Source organism: Lactobacillus huangpiensis, from assembly GCF_019972815.1.
GTDB classification, from domain to species: Bacteria; Bacillota; Bacilli; order Lactobacillales; family Lactobacillaceae; genus Lactobacillus; species Lactobacillus huangpiensis.
In genome coordinates this window covers 25,173-43,295 of sequence record NZ_BPPA01000013.1, presented here as the reverse complement: position 1 = coordinate 43,295, position 18,123 = coordinate 25,173, and the positions used below count along the sequence as shown (strand labels likewise).

Below are 18,123 nucleotides of genomic sequence, written 5' to 3'. Positions count from 1 at the left end.
ACTAGTCTTCATCTGAGTCAGAAGTTTCTTCAGCTTCTACTGTTTTTTCTGCATCAGCTTCAGTATCTGCTTGTTTTTCTTCTGCACCCTTAGCCATCTCTGCTTCAGCATTGTCATCATCTTGACCTTGCTTACCTTCAATAACAGCATCAGCCATTGCGCCTGAAATCAAACGAATAGCACGAATAGCATCGTCGTTTGCAGGAATAACTACGTCAACTGGATCCGGATCAGTGTTAGTGTCGACCATAGCTACTACAGGAATTCCTAAAATATTAGCTTCATGAACAGCAATCTTTTCCTTTTTAGGATCGACTACGAATAAAACATCTGGAATTCTAGGCATATCTTCAATACCACCTAAGAATCTTTCCAATTTATCCTTTTCTTTAGTCAAAAGAGAAGCTTCCTTCTTTGGCAATACATCAAATGTGCCATCTTCTGACATTTTCTTTAAATCTTTTAATCTTTGTACTCGGCTCTGGATAGTCTTCCAGTTAGTCAATGTACCACCTAACCAACGTTGGTTAACGTAGTATTGACCAGCACGAGTAGCTTCTTCAGCAATTGAATCTTGAGCTTGTTTCTTAGTACCAACAAAAAGAATAACGCCACCATTTTGAGCAACAGCTCTTACGAATGCATAAGCATCATCTAACATTTTGATGGTTTTTTGCAAATCAATGATATAAATACCATTTCTTTGTGTAAAGATATAAGGAGCCATTTTTGGATCCCATCTTCTAGTTTGGTGACCAAAGTGGACACCGGCTTCAAGCAATTGTTTCATAGAAACTACTGACATATTAACTTCCTCCTATGGTTTTAATCCTCTCAAGCGGTCATTTCAGTATTTCACCATTTGTATGGCACCGAAATACTGATTGCTCTTGATGTTTTTTATACATATGCATAAAGGCATACGTTAAAATAATACTAGATTATTGTTTAAGATGCAAGGTTAAAAGTTAACTTTATGTTCTCTTAAAAATCTTTCCTTCCATAATCTGTTATGGTGCTTAAACCAATATTCCCTTTTAAGCGCCAGCTTCTTATCTTTAAACTCTTCGTGGTAAAGCAGTTTGACTGGTCTGCGGGACTTTGTATACTTGGCACCTTTGCCACTATTATGTGCTTTTAGTCGCTTGGATAAATCATCAGTAAAGCCACCATAGAAGCTATTATCTTTGCATAAGAGTACATAAAAATAATATCTCCTACTCTTTTGCCTTTTTTCTCTATCCGATTCCGTTTCTCTGATTATACGCTGAATCGGAGGAAGATAATTACCGTTTTTATCATGTACCTCAATGGCATCCCTTAATACCAGACCATCGCTACCGGTATGCTTAACTGCTTCAATAATTATTAAATTGCAGTTTTCTCCTCGATGAGAAACATATGGCTGTACAAGCTTAATACTCAAATCATGTTTAAGACAAAAATATGCAATCTCATTTAAACGCTCTGGTCGATGAACCATAAAAAATTTGCCTTTCATTTTAAGCAAGTCGCTGGCTACAGAAATTATTTTTTCTAAATTAATTAATATTTCGTGCCTGGCAATAGCTTTTGCAGGATCGGGGTTTACTTTATGGTTTTGTGCAACTTTAAAGTAAGGTGGATTCACGACAATTACATCATACGAATCTTTTCTCAAAAAAACTGGAGCATCTTTAACATTTTTTTGAAAAACCCGAATACGATTTTCCATATTGTTTAGCGCAATAGAACGTTCAGCTTGTGATGCCACTTCTTCTTGTATTTCAACCGCATCATATTTAGCACGGTTAAAATAAGCCATATACATTGTTGCTGCACAATTGCCAGCGCATAAATCAGCCACTTTGGAATTATCTTTAATTGAATCTTTTGCAGTTGCTGCTAAAAGCAGAGTATCTAATGAAAAGCTGAAAGATGATTTGTTTTGGATTATTTTTAAATCATCACTGTACATATAATCAATGCGTTCATTTTTCAATAATTTTTCCATAAAAATTTGTCCTCTCTCGCAGCTTTGTTATAATATTTTACATCAATTGGAGGAAATTATGTTTTATCATTTTATTCGTCCGGTAGCTCGCTTTATAGTTTGGCTATTAAATGGACATTTACACGTTAATCATAAGGAAAGAATTCCCAAAGGGAACTATATACTAGCAGCACCACATAGAACATGGTGGGAACCAATTTTATTCGCCTTAGCTGCAAGTCCAAAAGAATTCATGTTTATGGCTAAAATAGAATTGTTTAAAAACCCGATATTACGGTTCATTTTAAAACACGCACATGCTTTTCCAGTAGACCGTAAACATCCTGGACCTTCAGCTTTAAAAACTCCCATTAATGGATTGAGAAAAGGTAATTATTCTTTAATTATTTTTCCCTCAGGTACAAGGCACTCATCCGAAATGAAAGGCGGCACAATTGCCATTGCTAAATTATCAAACAAGCCTATAGTACCAGTAGTCTATCAGGGTCCACTAACTTTCACTGGTTTATTAAAACGCCAACCCTTAGAAGTTTGTTTCGGGGAACCGTTTATGATTGACCGTAAAATAAAACTCACTCACGAAAACGAAGCTATGTTAGACAATAAGCTTAAAAAAGCCTGGGATAAAGTTGACTACGAACAAAACCCCAATTTTCATTATCAACCTAAATAAAAAATTACTCTTTAAACATTAGCTCAATGAACAAGTGTTAAAATAAAAATGTAAAAAAGTTAGATGGAGGATTTCAAAATTGTTAGAAAAAAGTTTTTATAGAGCTATGTTAAGCAAGTCCTTTCCTTTCCCTGTCAAAGTAACATACTGGGATGGCAAAAGTGAAGTTTACGGAAACGGTACTCCAAATATAGAGATAATTTTTAACGAGAAAATTCCGACTAGTGCTATTTCAAAAAATGCTTCTCTTGCTTTAGGCGAAGCATATATGGATAAAAGAATCGAAATCAAGGGCAGTTTGCAAAAACTAATTTGCGGAGCTTATGAAAGTGCCGGAAGTTTCATGCGGTCCAGTAAATTTCGTAAATTTTTACCAAAAGAAAAACACACTGAAGCACAAAGTGAAAAAGATGTTCAAAGTCACTATGATATCGGTAACGACTTTTATAAATTATGGCTTGACCCTACTTTAACATATTCGTGTGCGTATTTTGAAAATGAAAATGATGACCTTGAAACAGCACAATTGAATAAAATCCATCATATTTTAAATAAATTACATCCTGAAAAAGGAAAGACATTACTTGATATTGGATGTGGCTGGGGCACTCTTATGCTGGTTGCTGCCAAAGAATACGGCTTAAAAGTAACTGGTGTAACTCTGAGTGAAGAGCAGTATAAACTTGTGCAAAAGAAAATATACGACCAAAACTTGCAGGATATTGCAGAAGTTAAGTTAGAAGACTACCGCGAGTTGGGAAATGAACAATGGGATTACATTACCTCTGTAGGAATGTTTGAACACGTCGGTAAAGAAAATTTAGGTCAATACTTTGCCGATGTTTCAAAATATTTAAAGAAAGATGGCGTAGCTCTCATTCATGGCATCACACGTCAACAAGGCGGTGCCAAGAACGCTTGGATTAACAAGTACATTTTCCCAGGTGGTTATGTACCAGGATTAAGTGAAAATATCAGTCATATTGTCGAAAACAACATGCAAATTACGGATTTGGAAATGCTTAGAAGACATTACCAAAGAACATTGGAAATTTGGGATAAAAATTTTAATGCTAAACGGGATCAAATTCAAAAGAATATGGGTGAGCGTTTTACTCGAATGTGGGATTTATACCTGCAAGCTTGCGCTGCTTCTTTTGAATCTGGCAACATAGATGTTGTACAATATCTCATTACTAAAGGACCTTCAGGTAAAAACTTACCAATGACTAGAAGGTACATGTTAAATAAGTAGTATTAATAATTTAATCTACACAAAAAAGCTGACAAATATACTTTGTCAGCTTTTTTTGTTATTAAACGCACATATACACTATGAATTAGGATACGAATTAAGGTTCAAAAATCTTCCCTGGGTTAACAATATAATTAGGATCGAATAACTTTTTAACCTTGCGTAGTAAGTCAGTATATTCTTTACCATAAAAGTCTTCATAGTAATTTGCTCTAGCGTAACCAATACCATGTTCACCAGACATATTTCCATCAAGTGATTTAGCAGTCTTGTATAATTCAGAAATTACTTTATCACTTGTTTTTGCATATTCTTCATCAGTCATATCATCTGAGCAAAGGTAAATATGCAGGTTGCCGTCTCCAGCATGACCAAAGTTTGGAATTCTAATGTTCAATTCCTTCTCTAGCTCTTCAATTCGGTCTAAAACTACAGGAATGTGGTTGATTGGAACACAAACATCAATTTCATCCATCTTTGGAGTAGAGTTTTGAATGGCCAGCAATAACTCTTCACGACATTTCCAGATCTTCTTGGCTTCATCAGAATCAGCACTCAAAACGATAGCTTTTTCGGCTTTAAAAGGTTTAACAACTTCTAAAGTTTCATTAAGCTCTGCTTTCCACTCATCTTCTGTAAAGGCATCAATTCCAATGATAATAAAACCGTCACCATGCTTAATCGGAAATTCGTCTTTAGCATAAGTTTCCCAGAGTTTAACAACCTTACGTCCCATAAACTCAACAGTAGTTGGTACAACTCCAGATTTCAGAATAGCTGGAACTGATCTAATGGCGTCATTCAAAGTTGGAAATGGAATAATAGCATTGATAGATTTGTGAGGTCTTGGGTATAAACGAATTGTAACTTCAGTTACAACACCCAAAGTTCCTTCTGATCCAATAATTAAATCTTTTAGTGAATAGCCTGAAGATGATTTAACTGCCTTTGAACCAAATTTATATAATTTACCATTAGTTAATACAACTTTGATCTCACGAATGTGCTCTCTGGTAACGCCATATTTAATAGCTTTAAGTCCACCTGCATTGGTGGAAACATTACCACCAATAGTTGCCCAGTGCATGGCTGGAGCAGGCATATACATGAAAGGCTTATCAGCCAGATATTCGTCCAAGTCTTTCAATCTCAATCCAGCTTGAACAGTCATGGTCAAACTTTCTGGATCATATTCCAAAACCTTGTTCATTTTGATCATGTCCAGTGAAATCCCGCCATCAACAGCAAGGTTAGCTCCCATTAAGCCAGTTGAATTTCCTCTTGGAACCAAAGGTATTGAATGATCACTTGCATATTTAACAACATTCATTACCTCTTCATTGCTTGTTGGTTGAATTACCAAATCAGGCATAGCTTTGACTGTGCCAAATTGGTCATGATCCCAGTGCTTAGTTGGTTTAGTAATAAACCTTTCTGGATCTGAAATGAACTTGCTTAGGTTATCCAAGTCAGTTTGATTAATTTTATGATATTCCATTATAATTCCCTTCTTACTAAAATCATAATTTAGCTACTGCTAACATGATAAATTTACTCTTTAATGTAAACGCTGTCAATACCAAATATAAAAAAGCACAAAGTTTTTAGCTTTGTGCTTTTTTTCACTTTTGGCTATTCTGTAAGGTATACAAATTATAATAATAACCTTTTTGTGAAAGAAGTTTCTCGTGATTGCCTCTTTCCACAATTCTACCATCATTCAATACAATAATTTGATCTGCATCAACAATAGTTGAAAGTCTGTGCGCTATAGCCAAAGTTGTGCGGCCTTTGCGCAATCTCTTCAATCCTTGTTGAATGAGCGTTTCAGTTTCAGTATCAACATTTGCAGTTGCTTCATCCAAAACCAATATCTTTGGATCTGTTACTAAAGTCCTTGCAAATGAAATCAATTGCCTTTGGCCTTGACTAAACTCGCTGCCGCCTTCACCTACTTTAGCATGGTACTTTCCAGGGAGATTCTCAATAAAGCCATCTGCCTGAACGGTTTCTGCAGCTTTTTTTATTTGCTCGTCCGTTATGTCCTTGTTATAAAGTCGAATATTGGAATTAATATCTCCGTAGAACATGAAGGGTTCTTGCAATACCAATCCCAGTTTTTTACGTAATTCTGCTTTTTGATACTTTTTAATGTCAACACCATCAATTAGTACTTCACCTTTGTAAAATTCATAAAAACGCATCATCACGTTAATAATTGAGCTTTTACCAGAACCTGTATGACCAACTATGCCTAAAGTTTCTCCGGGATTAACTGTGAAGGAAATATCATGTAAAATTTCGTTTTTACCATCATATGAAAAACTTACGTGCTTAAACTCAATCTTTCCTTGATTAATTGTTAATCCTGCCTCAGCTTTTTGTTGTGGTTCGTAATCAGTATTATCTAAAATCCGAAAAATTCTTTTGCCTGCTACAATACCATCTTGGAAAAAAGTCATTTGATCCATCATATTGGCAATTGGATTAAAAAACTGTGAAATATATTGTGAAAACGCATAAACAACACCAGCTGGAACAAAGGTTTCCCTTAACGGAAATCCAAAGTACATTAAAGTTAATGCTAATGCAAGTGAATATAGCAAACTAGTTAAAGGTGACAACAAAAAGGAATTAAGATTAATCATATCGAAACGTGTTTTCATTAAGGCAGAGTTTTCACTTTCAAAATGATTAGTCATACGCTTTTCCTGCTTAAATTGCTGGATTAAAGAAACTCCTTCAATTGATTCATTTAAGTTAGTATTGATGCGGCTTAATCTTTCGCGATAACTACGGTAAAGTTTCGAACTTCTTTTAGAATATTGCCAAATAATCACTAAAAGTAAGGGTAAAAAAGCAAGAACTATAAATCCAGCCACCACATTGGTAGAAAACATCGCTACCATAGCCGAAATAATTGAGAAAAATGAAATTACTACACTTGATAATACAGTCAAAAAATTGCTCAAAGTCATAGTATCATTTGTTACTCTTGAGACTATTGAACCAGCTGGAGTTTGATCAAAGTATCGCATTCCTAATGTATGCAACTTTTTATAAAGTTCAGAACGCAATCCTTCAAGTGATTTTTCTGATCCTAAAGCAAAAAAGTACTCGTAGGTAAACTGCAAAATTCCTTTGACAATGGAACCAAATGCGTAAAGAAAACCAGCGAATAAAATTATTTGTGTTGTAACATCAGCTTTACTCAAAAAATTATCTAAAAAATACTGTAAACCATATGGCAGTAAAACGTTAATTACACTTACTAAAAAAGCACCAATACCTGCAATGATCATTTCATTTTTAAAATGCATCACAAAACGCAGCAAGCGCTTAAAAATGCTAAGTTGCTCTTTTACAGGAATTTCTTGAGACCAGACTGATTGGAATGAGTTTTCATCGTCCATTGGAGTCACCTACCTTGTCTTCTAATTCTTGTCTTTGCCACATATCAGCATACCAACCATTTAACTTCAGCAACTGGTCATGAGTTCCTCGTTCAACAATCCGACCATTTTTTAGGACTAAAATTAAATCAGCATTCATTACCGATGTAAGTCTATGCGTAGCAATTAATGTTGTTTTTCCTTTACGTTCCTTTCTTAGAGAGCGTAAAATAGCCATTTCAGTCCTGGCATCTACTGCTGACAATGCATCATCTAAAACTAAGATTTGGCTTTGTTTAAGTAGCGCTCTGGCAATAGACATACGTTGTTTTTGTCCTCCGGAAAGTGAAACGCCATTTTCACCCACCAAAGTATTGTAACCACCTGGCATCTGTAAAATATCATTGTGCAGATCACTTTTCTTTGCTGCAGAAACAATAGCACTTTCATTACTGTCTGCTTTTGAAAAAGCGATATTCTTTTGGATACTGGTTGAAAATAGGTAATTGTCTTGAGGTACATATGATATTTGGCGTAATAAAACATTAAGCGGAATCTCTCTGATATCATGTCCATTTAACGTAATGTGACCATCATACTTATCAAATTCCCTAAGTAAAAGCTGTATTATAGTAGTTTTACCAGCTCCTACTTTACCCACAAGACCCAGAGTTTGACCTGTTTTTAACGTAAAGTCGATATTATTCAGTACTTGAACTTTCGGTTCATCTGGATATGCAAAATATTTAACATGATAAATAAGATCGCCCGCTATATCTTTGGCAGATAATTTTTGGTCAGCATATTTATCCGTAATTTCAGACTTTTCTTCCAGCAGCTTTTCAATACGATCGTAACTTGCGCTTCCACGCTCTAAAATATTAAAAAGATATCCGATGGCAAACATAGGCCAGACCATATTACCAATGTATGCAATAAATGAAACTAACTGGCCAATAGTGAGTGCTTTGTTAAAAACAAGCATCCCACCGTAAATAATAGTTATTGTATATGTCAAACCAATAAGCAATGTGCCTAAAGGATCAAACATAGAGTCCCATTTAAAAACTTTTTTATTGATTTTAATAGTGTCATCTATCATTTGGTCAAAAGCAGCAGTATCTTCTTTACCCTGACCAAATGTTTTCAAAACCTTAATACCTGAAACTGATTCCTGAGTTTTATTGTTTAACCTGGAAAAAGCTGCCTGAGACTTATCAAATGCATCATGTAGCCTGTCTCCTAATTTCCATGCTCCCCAAGCCAAAAATGGTAACGGCAAAAGAGCCACAAGTGTTAAACGCCAATCAACAAAAGCAATCATGGCCACCATGGTAGATACACTCATTATGAGTGAGTCTACGAGTGTTAAGACACCTTCACCCGCAACTTCTTGAACAGCCGAAACATCATTTGTAGCGTGAGCCATCAAGTCACCTGTTCTGTGACGCTGGTAAAAAGTGCGATCCATAGCCATGAAATGACGGAATAATTTCGATCTTAACTGTAGTTCCAGTTCTGCTGCGCCACCCCAAATCTGACTACGCCAAAAATAGCGGAAGCCATATAGCAGCAGGGCTGCTAAAACAATTGCCAAAATTAGAAGACCATATTCTTGCCAACTAATATGTCCTTCATCTAATTGATCAGCCATTAGACCTAAGATTCTCGGTGGCACCAAGTTCACAACTGAAGTAAGTGCCAAAAACGTAATACCAATTAGGTAACGCTTTTTTTCTTTTTTAAAAAACCAACCTAATTTAAAAAATATACCCATTATTCACCTAAAAATTCAGTAAAAAAGCGGAGAGTTTATTCTCCGCCACACTATTTCAATCTAGTAAGTTGTTATTTTTGGTGCTTCATCATGTTCATCACTTGGTTTACCTTCTTAGCTGAAGGCTTTTGGCCCATTTGAGACATCATGGCAACAATCATATCTTCACTGATTGGCGGATTATCCTTAAAATATTTTTTCATATATGCTCTGGCACCATAAAAGCCTCCTACAAGTCCTAATATTAATGCTATAACAATCAGAAAAATCGCTAATCCTAAGTTCATAAAATAATCACCTCAATTTGTCCAATAGGTATATCTTACCTAAAAATACAGTAAAATTAAAGATCAAAGTTAATCTTTTCTTAAACCTTTTTTTCTTTGAGCTTTTTTCGCTTTTTCAGAAGTAATTTCTTTGCCATTTTTATCAATTATCACTAAATTCTCTACATCTTGTTTAAAGCCTGCTCTAAAGTTCTTAATAAATTCCTGATGTAATTTCTTTCGTTCTATTTCCTCGTCTTCTGTCAGTCCAACAGATTCCTTTTTGTGATAAAGTTCATTTATCCGATTTATTAGTTTTTTCTCAAGATCTTCATTCATTTTTAGCACCTCTCTTAAAAAAGTCTACATTATTATCTGTAATAAAAAAAGTTTAAAATTTTCAGAACGCTTGTTTGTACTATACCAAATTATCTGCTAGAATTAAAAGTATTAAAGAAGTTTATAAAACTGGAGATAATTATGACTACAAAACAAAACAACAAGCAGTTGCAAATTTTACGCTATATATATGAAACGGTTGAAGACAGGGGCTTTCCTCCAACTGTGCGTGAAATATGTCATGCTGTAGATTTATCTTCCACTTCTACTGTACACGGCCATTTATCAAGGCTTGAAAACAAGGGCTTAATAATAAAGGATGCTACAAAACCAAGAGCATTAGAAATAACCGATGAAGGAAAAAAAGCAATTGGCGTTCAACCAAAAGAAATTCCAGTTGTTGGTGACGTGACTGCTGGTCAACCTATTTTAGCTGTTGAAGACATAGAAGACTATTTTCCTTTGCCTCCTGATTTAGCAAACGATGCTGGGGATCTCTTTATGTTGAGAGTACATGGAGAAAGTATGATTAATGCTGGTATTTTAAACGGAGATAATGTAATTGTCCGCAAACAATCTTCAGCTATTAACGGTGAAATTGTAGTAGCAATGACAGATGAAAATGAAGCAACTGTAAAACGATTTTACAAGGAAAAAGGTCACTATCGTTTACAGCCTGAAAATGATACGATGGCACCGATCATATTGTCAAGCGTCCACATTTTAGGTAAAGTAGTTGGACTATACCGTAACACTATTATTTAACAAAAGAGCTTTATAGCATTATTGGAATAAATAAAAATTATTTTTTGCGAGTTTCAATAATGCTTTTTTTTCTGCAGAGTTTCTTTTACTTCTGCCAATACTTTTTTCTGCATTTTTAATTTGTTTATTCTTGCAGATATAACGGCGATTTTATCCGTAATTAACTTTAAGTTTTGTTTACGCTGCTTTTCAGTACTACACGATTCATCGTGTAGTTTTTTTATGTCCTTTATTTCTTGAAGCGAAAAACCTAAGTCTTGGAACTCTTTAATTGTTTCAAAAATATCAGTTTCGTTTTCAGTAAACCAATAGTTTCTTCCCTTACGACCAGGATTTAATAAGTTTAAGTAGATATAATGTCTAACTGTATCACGTGTAGTATTTTCCTTTTGAATAAATTCTTTCAAATACATAATTATCTCCTTGACGTAGGGTCGACCCCAGATGATTAAATTTTAGCAGGAGGTATAAAAATGTCATATCTAACAACCTCTTTAACTATTATATATGGTGTTCTCATGATTAGCGCCAGTTTTTCATCTTTTACTAGTTTGCCAATTTGGCTAATCATGATCAACGTCTTGTCCGCATTAGGCATTATTGCCGGAAGTTTTCTAAAAAAACCCCTTTTAACTACTATATTTCTAGTAGCAGTCTTACTTACCGCTCTAGCAAATGGAATTTTTCTATACGGACAAATCACTTGGTCTCACTGGTTTATTAGACTAATTTTGACTATTATTTTGATTTGCTTGAACTTTAAGTATTTTTAGATATTTATCTTGAAAACTTCCTGTTAGCAGTCAAGCGTAACGTCTCAAAATACTGTCATAATGGCAAGAAATTGACTTTCCACAACTAATGCTTTAAATCAATTCACAATCTTTATATTGATATTATACTTAAAAATGCTGTTTCTAAAGCTTTTATGTTATTTGCTTGTGAATATTATCGCTGTTTCACTTTGGTTCCACGGCAATCTTTTTTCACAAAGTTTGTTAAATTAACCTAATGATATTTGCTGCCAAATTGATAGCAGTCTCATGAGCATCCCTGCCCCAGCCTCTGTCATCATGCTTTTCTATGTCTTTAAGAGAATCTGCCGTGAATAATATTTGTGCAAAATCTGCCTCTCTAAATTGTGCACACGCAGCCATTGCTGCACATTCCATCTCTACACAAGAGGCTCCCAACTCTTTAGCCTGCTTTACTTTCTTGACAGTTTCCCTAAAGAAGCCATCAGTGGTCCAGGTAGTTACTTCTTCAACCTTAAGACCTTCTTCTTTCAGCAATTTTTTGGTCTTAGTTAAAAACTCTGACTTTAAGTCAATATACGTTCCTGGTTTCATATAATGAAAGGATGTGCCCTCGTCTCTAATAGCTTTTGTAGGCACTAGAAAATAGTTCTCTGGCAAATCAACTAAGCAGCCTGCTGATCCTATTGCTAAAATTTGTTTAACACCATAGCTTATTAACCAATCTAATAGCTCTACAGCAGCTGCAGCTCCTATCTTTGCCTGACAAAAAGTAATTTTTTGTCCGTCTAAATCAACCTCATAAATATGGGTTTCTCCTTCAAAACAGTCAAAGAACCCTAACTTTTTATGAGGATAACGAGCCAAAAAATCACTGATTACAGCAGGAGTTAAGAATGCAAACAGCAGCTTAGTGTGAAAATGAAAGTTATTAATTTCTTGTTCGTGATCTGGTTCTAAAACTGCTTTTGGACTAGTATCAAAATTTAATAAAAATGGTTCAATCATAATCCTCTTCCTCTATAAAAAATATTTTGCTGAAGATTTTAACATAAACAAAAAAGAGAATCATCCCTTTACGGAATGATTCTCCTTTACTTAAGCGTTAATTTAACGACGCTTTTCTGCAATTCTAGCAGACTTGCCGTGACGATCACGTAAGTAGTAAAGTTTAGCACGACGTACACGCCCGTGACGTAATACTTCAACCTTGGCAACACGTGGATCGTTTACTGGAAAAGTACGTTCAACACCAACACCAGATGCCATCTTACGTACAGTATAGCTGGCACCAATTCCAGTGCCCTTACGCTTAATAACAACGCCTTCAAACATCTGAATACGTTCATGTGAACCTTCAACAACACGCACGTGGACACGAACTGTGTCTCCTGCACGGAAGTCAGGAATATCGTCACGTAATTGTTCTTTAGTTAATTCTTGAATTAATGGATCCATTTTTATTTTCTCCTTCTCCGGCATTCATTCACGTCATTCACGTCAGCGGAACACCCCTAACTATTAGTGCAAAAATAAATTACACCTGAATTATATTAGCAAAAATAGTAATTAAAATCAAGTTTGATCTTTTTCCTGCTCTATTTCCGTCAACATTCTCTTTTCTTCTTTACTTAAATTATAATTTTCAAGTAAATCCGGTCTGTACAAGTAGGTTGCCCGCAAAGCTTCCTTATGACGCCACTCATCAATCTTTTGGTGATTTCCAGATGTTAATACTTCAGGTACTTTCTTTCCTTCAAAATCTTCCGGTCTGGTATATTGTGGATATTCCAGCAAACCACGAGTGAAACTCTCCTCTACTGGTGAGGCAATATTTCCCAAAACACCCGGAATCAATCTAACAGTAGCATCAATCATACTCATTGCAGGTAATTCACCACCAGTTAAGACATAATCACCAATTGAAACTGTTTCATCTGCCAAATCATAGATGCGCTGATCAAAGCCTTCATAATGACCACAAACAAATGTAAGGTTCTCTTCTTTAGACCATTCTTGTGCTATTTTTTGATTAAAAGTTTTGCCTTGTGGTGCAGTAATAATTACTTTGCCCTTATTTGCGATCGAATCAAGTGCTTTTTTGATCGGCATAATTTGCAAGACCATGCCTGCTCCGCCACCATAAGGACTGTCATCAACGTGATGATGAATATCCGTGGTAAAATCACGAAAATTGACTAAATTGAGTTGCCATCTGCCATCTTCAAGACCTCTTCCAAGCATTGAAGTTGTCAATGGTGTAAACATATCGGGAAAAAGCGTCAATACGTTAATCTTCATTGCGTAACCCTTCCAAGAGTTCTACAAAAACTTTTTTATGTTCAACATCTATTTTTTTAACAACTTGATCTATATAGGGAATTAAATATTCATTGCCGTTTTCTTCGGTAATTTCCCAGACATCGTTCGCACCAGGAGTTTCGATACCAGTTATTTGACCCAGCTTAACCCCAGAATGATTATCTATCACTTTACAGCCTAGAATATCGCGATAATAATATGCGCCATCTGGAAGTTCATGCTGATTTTGCTCGCTAACAACTAAAGTTTCGCCGACTAATTTCTTAGCACTATCAATATCAGTGATTTCATTAAATTGAACCAGCCAGAACTGTTTAAAAGGCCTGCTGGTTTTAACCGTCAACTTTTTTTGTTGATTAGCTTTTAAAGCCAATTCTTGCTTTGCAGCAAAGCGTTTTTCCGGAAAATCCGTAATTAAAGCAACTTTTACTTCTCCTTTAAGACCATGGGTAGATAGTATTCGCGCAACATCATAAAATTGCATAGTTTCTCCTAGTCAAAGAAAAAAGCTTGAAGCAGTTAACTTCAAACTTTTAACTAACGATTCACTATTTATTAAATTTTGAATCATGCAGTTTCTTCATTAAGCCTGCACCAGAAAGTAGTGATCGCACAGTATCTGAAGGTTGAGCACCCTTTTGCAACCATTCAAAAATCTTATCTTCGTCTAATTTCAACTCCTTAGGAACTGAAACTGGATTATAGTAACCGACTTCTTCAATAAAACGACCATCGCGCGGCATTCTAGAATCAGCTACAACGATTCTATAAAATGGCTTTCTTTTAGCACCCATACGGCGCAAACGAATTTTTACTGACATAAATTAATTTCCTCCTAAAAGTTACGTACAATAATATAGCATTTTTTTTAAAGGGTGTAAAGTGTTTTTACTTAACAGGTGATTTTTATGAATGGTATCTTTTAACTTTCATCCGTTTTTTCTTGTTTTTCTTAAATTTTTTACCCATATGTCTCATGGCCATCCGACCCATTGGAGAATTCATTCCTGGCAAATTATCCATTCCCTTAAAATTACCCTTAGTAATTTTGCTCATCATATCGCGAGCCTGCTTAAATTGCTTAATCATTCTGTTGACTTCAACTACCGGTCGACCAGATCCAGCTGCTATTCTTCTTCTGCGACTAGGATTAAGCAACTCTGGATTTTCTCGCTCTTCTTCTGTCATTGATGAAATAATTGCTTTCACATAAACAATTTGCTTTTTATCGAAGTTGACATTCTTAAGCTGGGGATTATTTGCCATTCCTGGAATCATCTTCATCAACTGATCAAGAGGACCCATTTTTTCAACTTGCTCAATCTGATCAACAAAGTCGTTGAAATCGAAAGTATTTTCTTTCATTTTTTCAGCAACTTCTTCAGCTTTTTTGGCATCATAATCCTGCTGAGCTTTTTCAATTAAAGTCAGCATATCACCCATACCTAGAATTCTAGAAGCCATACGATCAGGATAGAATTGTTCAAGGTCAGTTAATTTTTCACCCTGACCAGTATAAATAATTGGCTTGCCGGTTACTGCTCTAATGGATAAAGCGGCACCACCACGAGTATCACCATCAAGTTTGGTCAAAATAACTCCGGTGATGTCTAAACGTTCGTCAAAGCCCTTTGCAACATCAGTTGCTGCTTGACCGGTCATGGCATCTACTACCAGCAAAATATTATCCGGTTGGGCAACTTTTTTGACGCGCTCAAGTTCTTCCATCAAAGGCTCATCAATTTCCAAACGACCAGCGGTATCAATAATGACATAATCATTTTTATCTTTATCGGCTTGGCTTAAGCCGTCTTGTACTATTTGAGCTACGTCTTTTTGATCTTTTTCACTATAAACAGGAACTTTTAGCTGGTCACCAATTTGCTGCAACTGGTCAATAGCCGCTGGACGATAAATATCACCAGCAATTAGCAACGGTCTTGCTTTTTCTTTTTGTATTAATCTGTTTGCCAACTTACCAACTGTAGTAGTTTTACCTGTACCTTGTAAACCTACCATCATTATTATTGTAGGAATATGTTTAGATTTATTGAGGGAAACTGCGCTCTCACCCATCATCTTGGTTAATTCATCGTTAACAATCTTAATGACTTGTTGACCCGGATTAAGGCTTTCCTGAACTTCTTTTCCGAGAGCTTCTTGCTTTATTTTCTTGATAAAATCTTTAACAACTTTAAAGTTAACATCAGCTTCCAGTAATGCCAGTCTAATTTCCCGACTGGCACTATTGATGTCATCTTCTGATATTTTCCCTTTACCTGTTAAATTCTTTAAGGCCTTTTGAATTCTTTCGCTTAAATTTTCAAATGCCATCGAATTACTCTCCCCTCAGTTGATTTATTAGATCAGTAGTTATTTGTAAAGCTTGGCTTGACTTGCTTTTTTTGAGTGCGACTACAACTTTTGCTAGTTTGTCTTCAATCATATTGTAATCCCTCTGCATATGTAAATTATCTTCGTAATTTTTTAACAACTTGCGACAGCGACGTAAATTGTCGTAGACTGCCTGACGTGAAACATGATGATTAATGGCTATTTCTCCTAAAGACAGGTCGTTATAATAATAGTCTTCAAAATAACTTTGCTGGCTCTTGGTTAATAGACCACCATAATATGCGTATAAATCACCTAATATTTCGTTTTTTTCGAGTTCGTCCATTGCCCTCACCTTGAACAAGTATAGCAAAAATGTCAGGAATTGACGATCTTGAAAACCAAAATTTAATTAAAGGTATACTATGTTTTATTGCTTTTCTCAATAAGAATCTGTATCATAAATTTAATCAACTTTTAGGGATTTTACTATCATAGATATAGAATAACCATTCTTGAAAGTTATCTGATTAGACGGTACACGAATAAATATTAATTTTGTATCGTCTTTTTATTTTGAGTAATCAAACTGTTTTGAAAAAATATTTAAAAGCGTTACACTACACCTACTGTTTAAAACAAATTTTACTATATAAAATGTAAGTTCGCACTCAAGTTGTTACCCGTGTGAACTTTTTAAATGGTAGATTTCTTTCAAACAGAATGCTAAACAAAGCTAAGGAGCAATTCAGTGTGAATTTATGGAAATTAATGAATCGAAAAGAAGATCCAGATATTTATCAGGAAAAGGATGGTCACTTAGTCAGAACACTAAAAGTTCGTGACTTTTTAGCCCTGGGTGTAGGTACTATCGTTTCAACCTCAATTTTTACATTACCTGGAGAAGTTGCAGCACTGCACACAGGACCCGCTGTAGCCCTGTCATGTGTTATTGCATCTATAGTAGCTGGTCTTGTTGCATTCGCCTATGCAGAAATGGCAGCCGCAATGCCATTTGCAGGATCAGTTTATTCTTGGATCAATGTTATATTTGGAGAATTTTGGGGTTGGTTTTCCGGTTGGGCTCTTTTAGCAGAATACCTAATTGGAATGGCATTTATTAGCTCTGGTTTGTCTGCTAATCTTCGTGCATTAATAGCACCTTTAGGCTGGAAATTACCTGCTGCCCTAGCCAATCCTCTAGGCGTAAATGGAGGATTATTTGATCTGGTTGCATTACTAGCTATTTTGCTGGCTGCATTTCTAGTCAGCTTTGGAGTGTCTAAAGCTTCCCGAGTCGAAAATGTTTTAGTGGTAGTCAAAGTTTTAGCAATTTTGCTTTTTGTTGGCGTTGGCTTGACAGCTATTAAAAAAGCTAATTTCATTCCTTTTATACCACATTATCGTGCAACAGCTCACGGACCTTTTGGTGGCTGGCAAGGCATTTACGCCGGAGTTTCGATGATCTATATTTCATTCTTGGGCTTTGATACCATTGCATCAAACTCTGCAGAAGCTATTAATCCGCAAAAGACTATGCCACGGGGAATTATCGGTTCGTTGCTAATAGCGGTTATTTTATTCGTAGCCGTCAGCTTAGTCTTAGTTGGAATGGTACCTTATCACCAATATTTAAATTCAGCTGAGCCAGTTGGATACGCTTTAAGAAAAACAGGTTTCGGACATATTGCCACTATCGTTCAGTCTGTTGCTATTTTAGGAATGTTTACCGCTTTGATTGGTCTTTGTATGGCCAGTTCTCGTTTGGTATATTCATTTGGTCGCGATGGTATGATTCCTAAAGTACTTGGTAAATTGAATAAAGAACATCGACCAGCAAACTCATTATGGACAGTTGCAGTTATTGCAATTATTATTTCTGCATTTATTCCTTTCTCATTCCTGTCACAATTGGTTTCAGCTGGAACCCTGATTGCCTTTATGTTTGTTTCTCTAGGAATCTATCGCTTAAGGCCACGCGAAGGAAAAGATATTGTAGATCCAGCTTTTAAAATGCCTTGGTATCCTGTGCTGCCATTTTTAGCATTTCTCGGTTCTTTTGTTGTTTTCTGGGGATTAGATATACAAGCAAAAAAGTACATGCTAATATGGTCACTAATTGGTGTCTTTATTTATTTAATTTATGGCATTCGTCATTCTGCTATGAATAAGAAAATGCGTAAATAGCACTTCTCAAAAATAAAAAAGTCTGGAAAGTTTTTTCCAGACTTTTTTAATGCCTTTAAATAGTA

At 35.5% G+C, this 18,123-nt stretch carries 20 protein-coding genes; 5 read left to right on the top strand and 15 right to left on the bottom strand.

Annotated elements, in window-relative coordinates:
- Position 1: 1 nt before the first annotated feature.
- Together rpsB and LDM90_RS08595 are read right to left on the bottom strand one after the other, a co-directional pair.
- Positions 2-805, bottom strand: a complete 804-nt coding sequence (gene rpsB, locus LDM90_RS08600; RefSeq protein WP_045928222.1) for a 30S ribosomal protein S2 — start codon at positions 803-805, stop codon at positions 2-4.
- Between the two features lie 156 nt (positions 806-961).
- Positions 962-1,993, bottom strand: a complete 1,032-nt coding sequence (locus LDM90_RS08595; RefSeq protein WP_223897377.1) for a GIY-YIG nuclease family protein — start codon at positions 1,991-1,993, stop codon at positions 962-964.
- Positions 1,994-2,051: 58 nt separating this feature from the next.
- Here LDM90_RS08595 and LDM90_RS08590 point away from each other — a divergent pair, with 58 nt between their 5' ends.
- Together LDM90_RS08590 and LDM90_RS08585 are read left to right on the top strand one after the other, a co-directional pair.
- Positions 2,052-2,666, top strand: a complete 615-nt coding sequence (locus LDM90_RS08590) for a lysophospholipid acyltransferase family protein (protein WP_223897379.1) — start codon at positions 2,052-2,054, stop codon at positions 2,664-2,666.
- A gap of 79 nt (positions 2,667-2,745) precedes the next feature.
- The gene (locus LDM90_RS08585) at positions 2,746-3,921 is read left to right on the top strand and encodes an SAM-dependent methyltransferase (protein ID WP_122052563.1); all 1,176 of its coding nucleotides are present in this window, start codon (positions 2,746-2,748) and stop codon (positions 3,919-3,921) included.
- 97 nt (positions 3,922-4,018) lie between these two features.
- Here the strand turns inward: LDM90_RS08585 and LDM90_RS08580 are convergent, their stop codons facing one another.
- The 5 genes from LDM90_RS08580 to LDM90_RS08560 form a co-directional block, all read right to left on the bottom strand.
- Positions 4,019-5,419 carry an FAD-binding oxidoreductase gene (locus LDM90_RS08580; RefSeq protein WP_223897381.1) on the bottom strand — a complete coding sequence of 467 codons (1,401 nt, stop codon included), beginning with the start codon at positions 5,417-5,419 and terminating at the stop codon, positions 4,019-4,021.
- 124 nt (positions 5,420-5,543) lie between these two features.
- Positions 5,544-7,334, bottom strand: a complete 1,791-nt coding sequence (locus LDM90_RS08575; protein ID WP_223897383.1) for an ABC transporter ATP-binding protein — start codon at positions 7,332-7,334, stop codon at positions 5,544-5,546.
- Entirely contained in the window at positions 7,324-9,090 is a 1,767-nt protein-coding gene (locus LDM90_RS08570) for an ABC transporter ATP-binding protein (RefSeq protein WP_198212012.1), read from the bottom strand. Before LDM90_RS08570 ends, LDM90_RS08575 begins: the two co-directional genes overlap by 11 nt.
- 71 nt (positions 9,091-9,161) lie before the next feature.
- Positions 9,162-9,377, bottom strand: coding sequence for a YneF family protein (locus LDM90_RS08565; RefSeq protein WP_034981600.1), 216 nt, complete (start codon positions 9,375-9,377; stop codon positions 9,162-9,164).
- A gap of 69 nt (positions 9,378-9,446) precedes the next feature.
- A complete protein-coding gene (locus tag LDM90_RS08560) occupies positions 9,447-9,695 on the bottom strand; it encodes a DUF896 domain-containing protein (protein WP_034981597.1) in 249 nt (82 codons plus the stop codon).
- A 141-nt stretch (positions 9,696-9,836) separates the two neighbouring features.
- Between LDM90_RS08560 and lexA the strand changes: the two genes are divergently transcribed.
- On the top strand, positions 9,837-10,460 hold the full coding sequence (gene lexA / locus LDM90_RS08555; RefSeq protein WP_045928230.1) for a transcriptional repressor LexA: 624 nt from the start codon (positions 9,837-9,839) through the stop codon (positions 10,458-10,460).
- A 53-nt stretch (positions 10,461-10,513) separates the two neighbouring features.
- Here the strand turns inward: lexA and LDM90_RS08550 are convergent, their stop codons facing one another.
- A complete protein-coding gene (locus LDM90_RS08550) occupies positions 10,514-10,873 on the bottom strand; it encodes a MerR family transcriptional regulator (RefSeq protein WP_223897386.1) in 360 nt (119 codons plus the stop codon).
- Positions 10,874-10,933: 60 nt separating this feature from the next.
- Here LDM90_RS08550 and LDM90_RS08545 point away from each other — a divergent pair, with 60 nt between their 5' ends.
- Positions 10,934-11,233: a hypothetical protein gene (locus LDM90_RS08545; protein ID WP_223897387.1), complete on the top strand. Its 300-nt coding sequence runs from the start codon at positions 10,934-10,936 to the stop codon at positions 11,231-11,233.
- A 225-nt stretch (positions 11,234-11,458) separates the two neighbouring features.
- Here LDM90_RS08545 and LDM90_RS08540 read toward each other — a convergent pair whose 3' ends face one another.
- The 7 genes from LDM90_RS08540 to ylxM all read right to left on the bottom strand — a co-directional run bounded on the left by LDM90_RS08540 (position 11,459) and on the right by ylxM (position 16,217).
- Positions 11,459-12,223, bottom strand: a complete 765-nt coding sequence (locus LDM90_RS08540; RefSeq protein ID WP_373868804.1) for a nucleoside phosphorylase — start codon at positions 12,221-12,223, stop codon at positions 11,459-11,461.
- 102 nt (positions 12,224-12,325) lie between these two features.
- Positions 12,326-12,673: a 50S ribosomal protein L19 gene (gene rplS, locus LDM90_RS08535; RefSeq protein ID WP_034981588.1), complete on the bottom strand. Its 348-nt coding sequence runs from the start codon at positions 12,671-12,673 to the stop codon at positions 12,326-12,328.
- 117 nt (positions 12,674-12,790) lie between these two features.
- On the bottom strand, positions 12,791-13,516 hold the full coding sequence (trmD, locus tag LDM90_RS08530; RefSeq protein WP_223897389.1) for a tRNA (guanosine(37)-N1)-methyltransferase TrmD: 726 nt from the start codon (positions 13,514-13,516) through the stop codon (positions 12,791-12,793).
- Positions 13,506-14,021, bottom strand: a complete 516-nt coding sequence (gene rimM, locus LDM90_RS08525) for a ribosome maturation factor RimM (protein WP_223897391.1) — start codon at positions 14,019-14,021, stop codon at positions 13,506-13,508. Before rimM ends, trmD begins: the two co-directional genes overlap by 11 nt.
- A 64-nt stretch (positions 14,022-14,085) precedes the next feature.
- A complete protein-coding gene (rpsP, locus tag LDM90_RS08520; protein WP_034981579.1) occupies positions 14,086-14,358 on the bottom strand; it encodes a 30S ribosomal protein S16 in 273 nt (90 codons plus the stop codon).
- Between the two features lie 85 nt (positions 14,359-14,443).
- A complete protein-coding gene (ffh, locus tag LDM90_RS08515; protein ID WP_034981577.1) occupies positions 14,444-15,871 on the bottom strand; it encodes a signal recognition particle protein in 1,428 nt (475 codons plus the stop codon).
- A 4-nt stretch (positions 15,872-15,875) separates the two neighbouring features.
- Positions 15,876-16,217, bottom strand: coding sequence for a YlxM family DNA-binding protein (gene ylxM, locus LDM90_RS08510; RefSeq protein ID WP_034981574.1), 342 nt, complete (start codon positions 16,215-16,217; stop codon positions 15,876-15,878).
- A 407-nt stretch (positions 16,218-16,624) separates the two neighbouring features.
- On the opposite strand from ylxM, the gene LDM90_RS08505 reads away from it, so the two are divergent.
- The gene (locus LDM90_RS08505) at positions 16,625-18,058 is read left to right on the top strand and encodes an APC family permease (RefSeq protein WP_187160114.1); all 1,434 of its coding nucleotides are present in this window, start codon (positions 16,625-16,627) and stop codon (positions 18,056-18,058) included.
- Positions 18,059-18,123: the final 65 nt, after the last annotated feature.

Excerpts from the sequence above, each read along its gene's own strand:
- rpsB (WP_045928222.1), bottom strand. The coding sequence starts at position 805 with ATGTCAGTAGTTTCTATGAAACAATTGCTTGAAGCCGGTGTCCACTTT.
- LDM90_RS08595 (WP_223897377.1), bottom strand. The coding sequence starts at position 1,993 with ATGGAAAAATTATTGAAAAATGAACGCATTGATTATATGTACAGTGAT.
- LDM90_RS08590 (WP_223897379.1), top strand. The coding sequence starts at position 2,052 with ATGTTTTATCATTTTATTCGTCCGGTAGCTCGCTTTATAGTTTGGCTA.
- LDM90_RS08580 (WP_223897381.1), bottom strand. The coding sequence starts at position 5,419 with ATGGAATATCATAAAATTAATCAAACTGACTTGGATAACCTAAGCAAG.
- LDM90_RS08575 (WP_223897383.1), bottom strand. The coding sequence starts at position 7,334 with ATGGACGATGAAAACTCATTCCAATCAGTCTGGTCTCAAGAAATTCCT.
- LDM90_RS08570 (WP_198212012.1), bottom strand. The coding sequence starts at position 9,090 with ATGGGTATATTTTTTAAATTAGGTTGGTTTTTTAAAAAAGAAAAAAAG.
- LDM90_RS08565 (WP_034981600.1), bottom strand. The coding sequence starts at position 9,377 with ATGAACTTAGGATTAGCGATTTTTCTGATTGTTATAGCATTAATATTA.
- LDM90_RS08560 (WP_034981597.1), bottom strand. The coding sequence starts at position 9,695 with ATGAATGAAGATCTTGAGAAAAAACTAATAAATCGGATAAATGAACTT.
- lexA (WP_045928230.1), top strand. The coding sequence starts at position 9,837 with ATGACTACAAAACAAAACAACAAGCAGTTGCAAATTTTACGCTATATA.
- LDM90_RS08550 (WP_223897386.1), bottom strand. The coding sequence starts at position 10,873 with ATGTATTTGAAAGAATTTATTCAAAAGGAAAATACTACACGTGATACA.
- LDM90_RS08545 (WP_223897387.1), top strand. The coding sequence starts at position 10,934 with ATGTCATATCTAACAACCTCTTTAACTATTATATATGGTGTTCTCATG.
- LDM90_RS08540 (WP_373868804.1), bottom strand. The coding sequence starts at position 12,223 with ATGATTGAACCATTTTTATTAAATTTTGATACTAGTCCAAAAGCAGTT.
- rplS (WP_034981588.1), bottom strand. The coding sequence starts at position 12,673 with ATGGATCCATTAATTCAAGAATTAACTAAAGAACAATTACGTGACGAT.
- trmD (WP_223897389.1), bottom strand. The coding sequence starts at position 13,516 with ATGAAGATTAACGTATTGACGCTTTTTCCCGATATGTTTACACCATTG.
- rimM (WP_223897391.1), bottom strand. The coding sequence starts at position 14,021 with ATGCAATTTTATGATGTTGCGCGAATACTATCTACCCATGGTCTTAAA.
- rpsP (WP_034981579.1), bottom strand. The coding sequence starts at position 14,358 with ATGTCAGTAAAAATTCGTTTGCGCCGTATGGGTGCTAAAAGAAAGCCA.
- ffh (WP_034981577.1), bottom strand. The coding sequence starts at position 15,871 with ATGGCATTTGAAAATTTAAGCGAAAGAATTCAAAAGGCCTTAAAGAAT.
- ylxM (WP_034981574.1), bottom strand. The coding sequence starts at position 16,217 with ATGGACGAACTCGAAAAAAACGAAATATTAGGTGATTTATACGCATAT.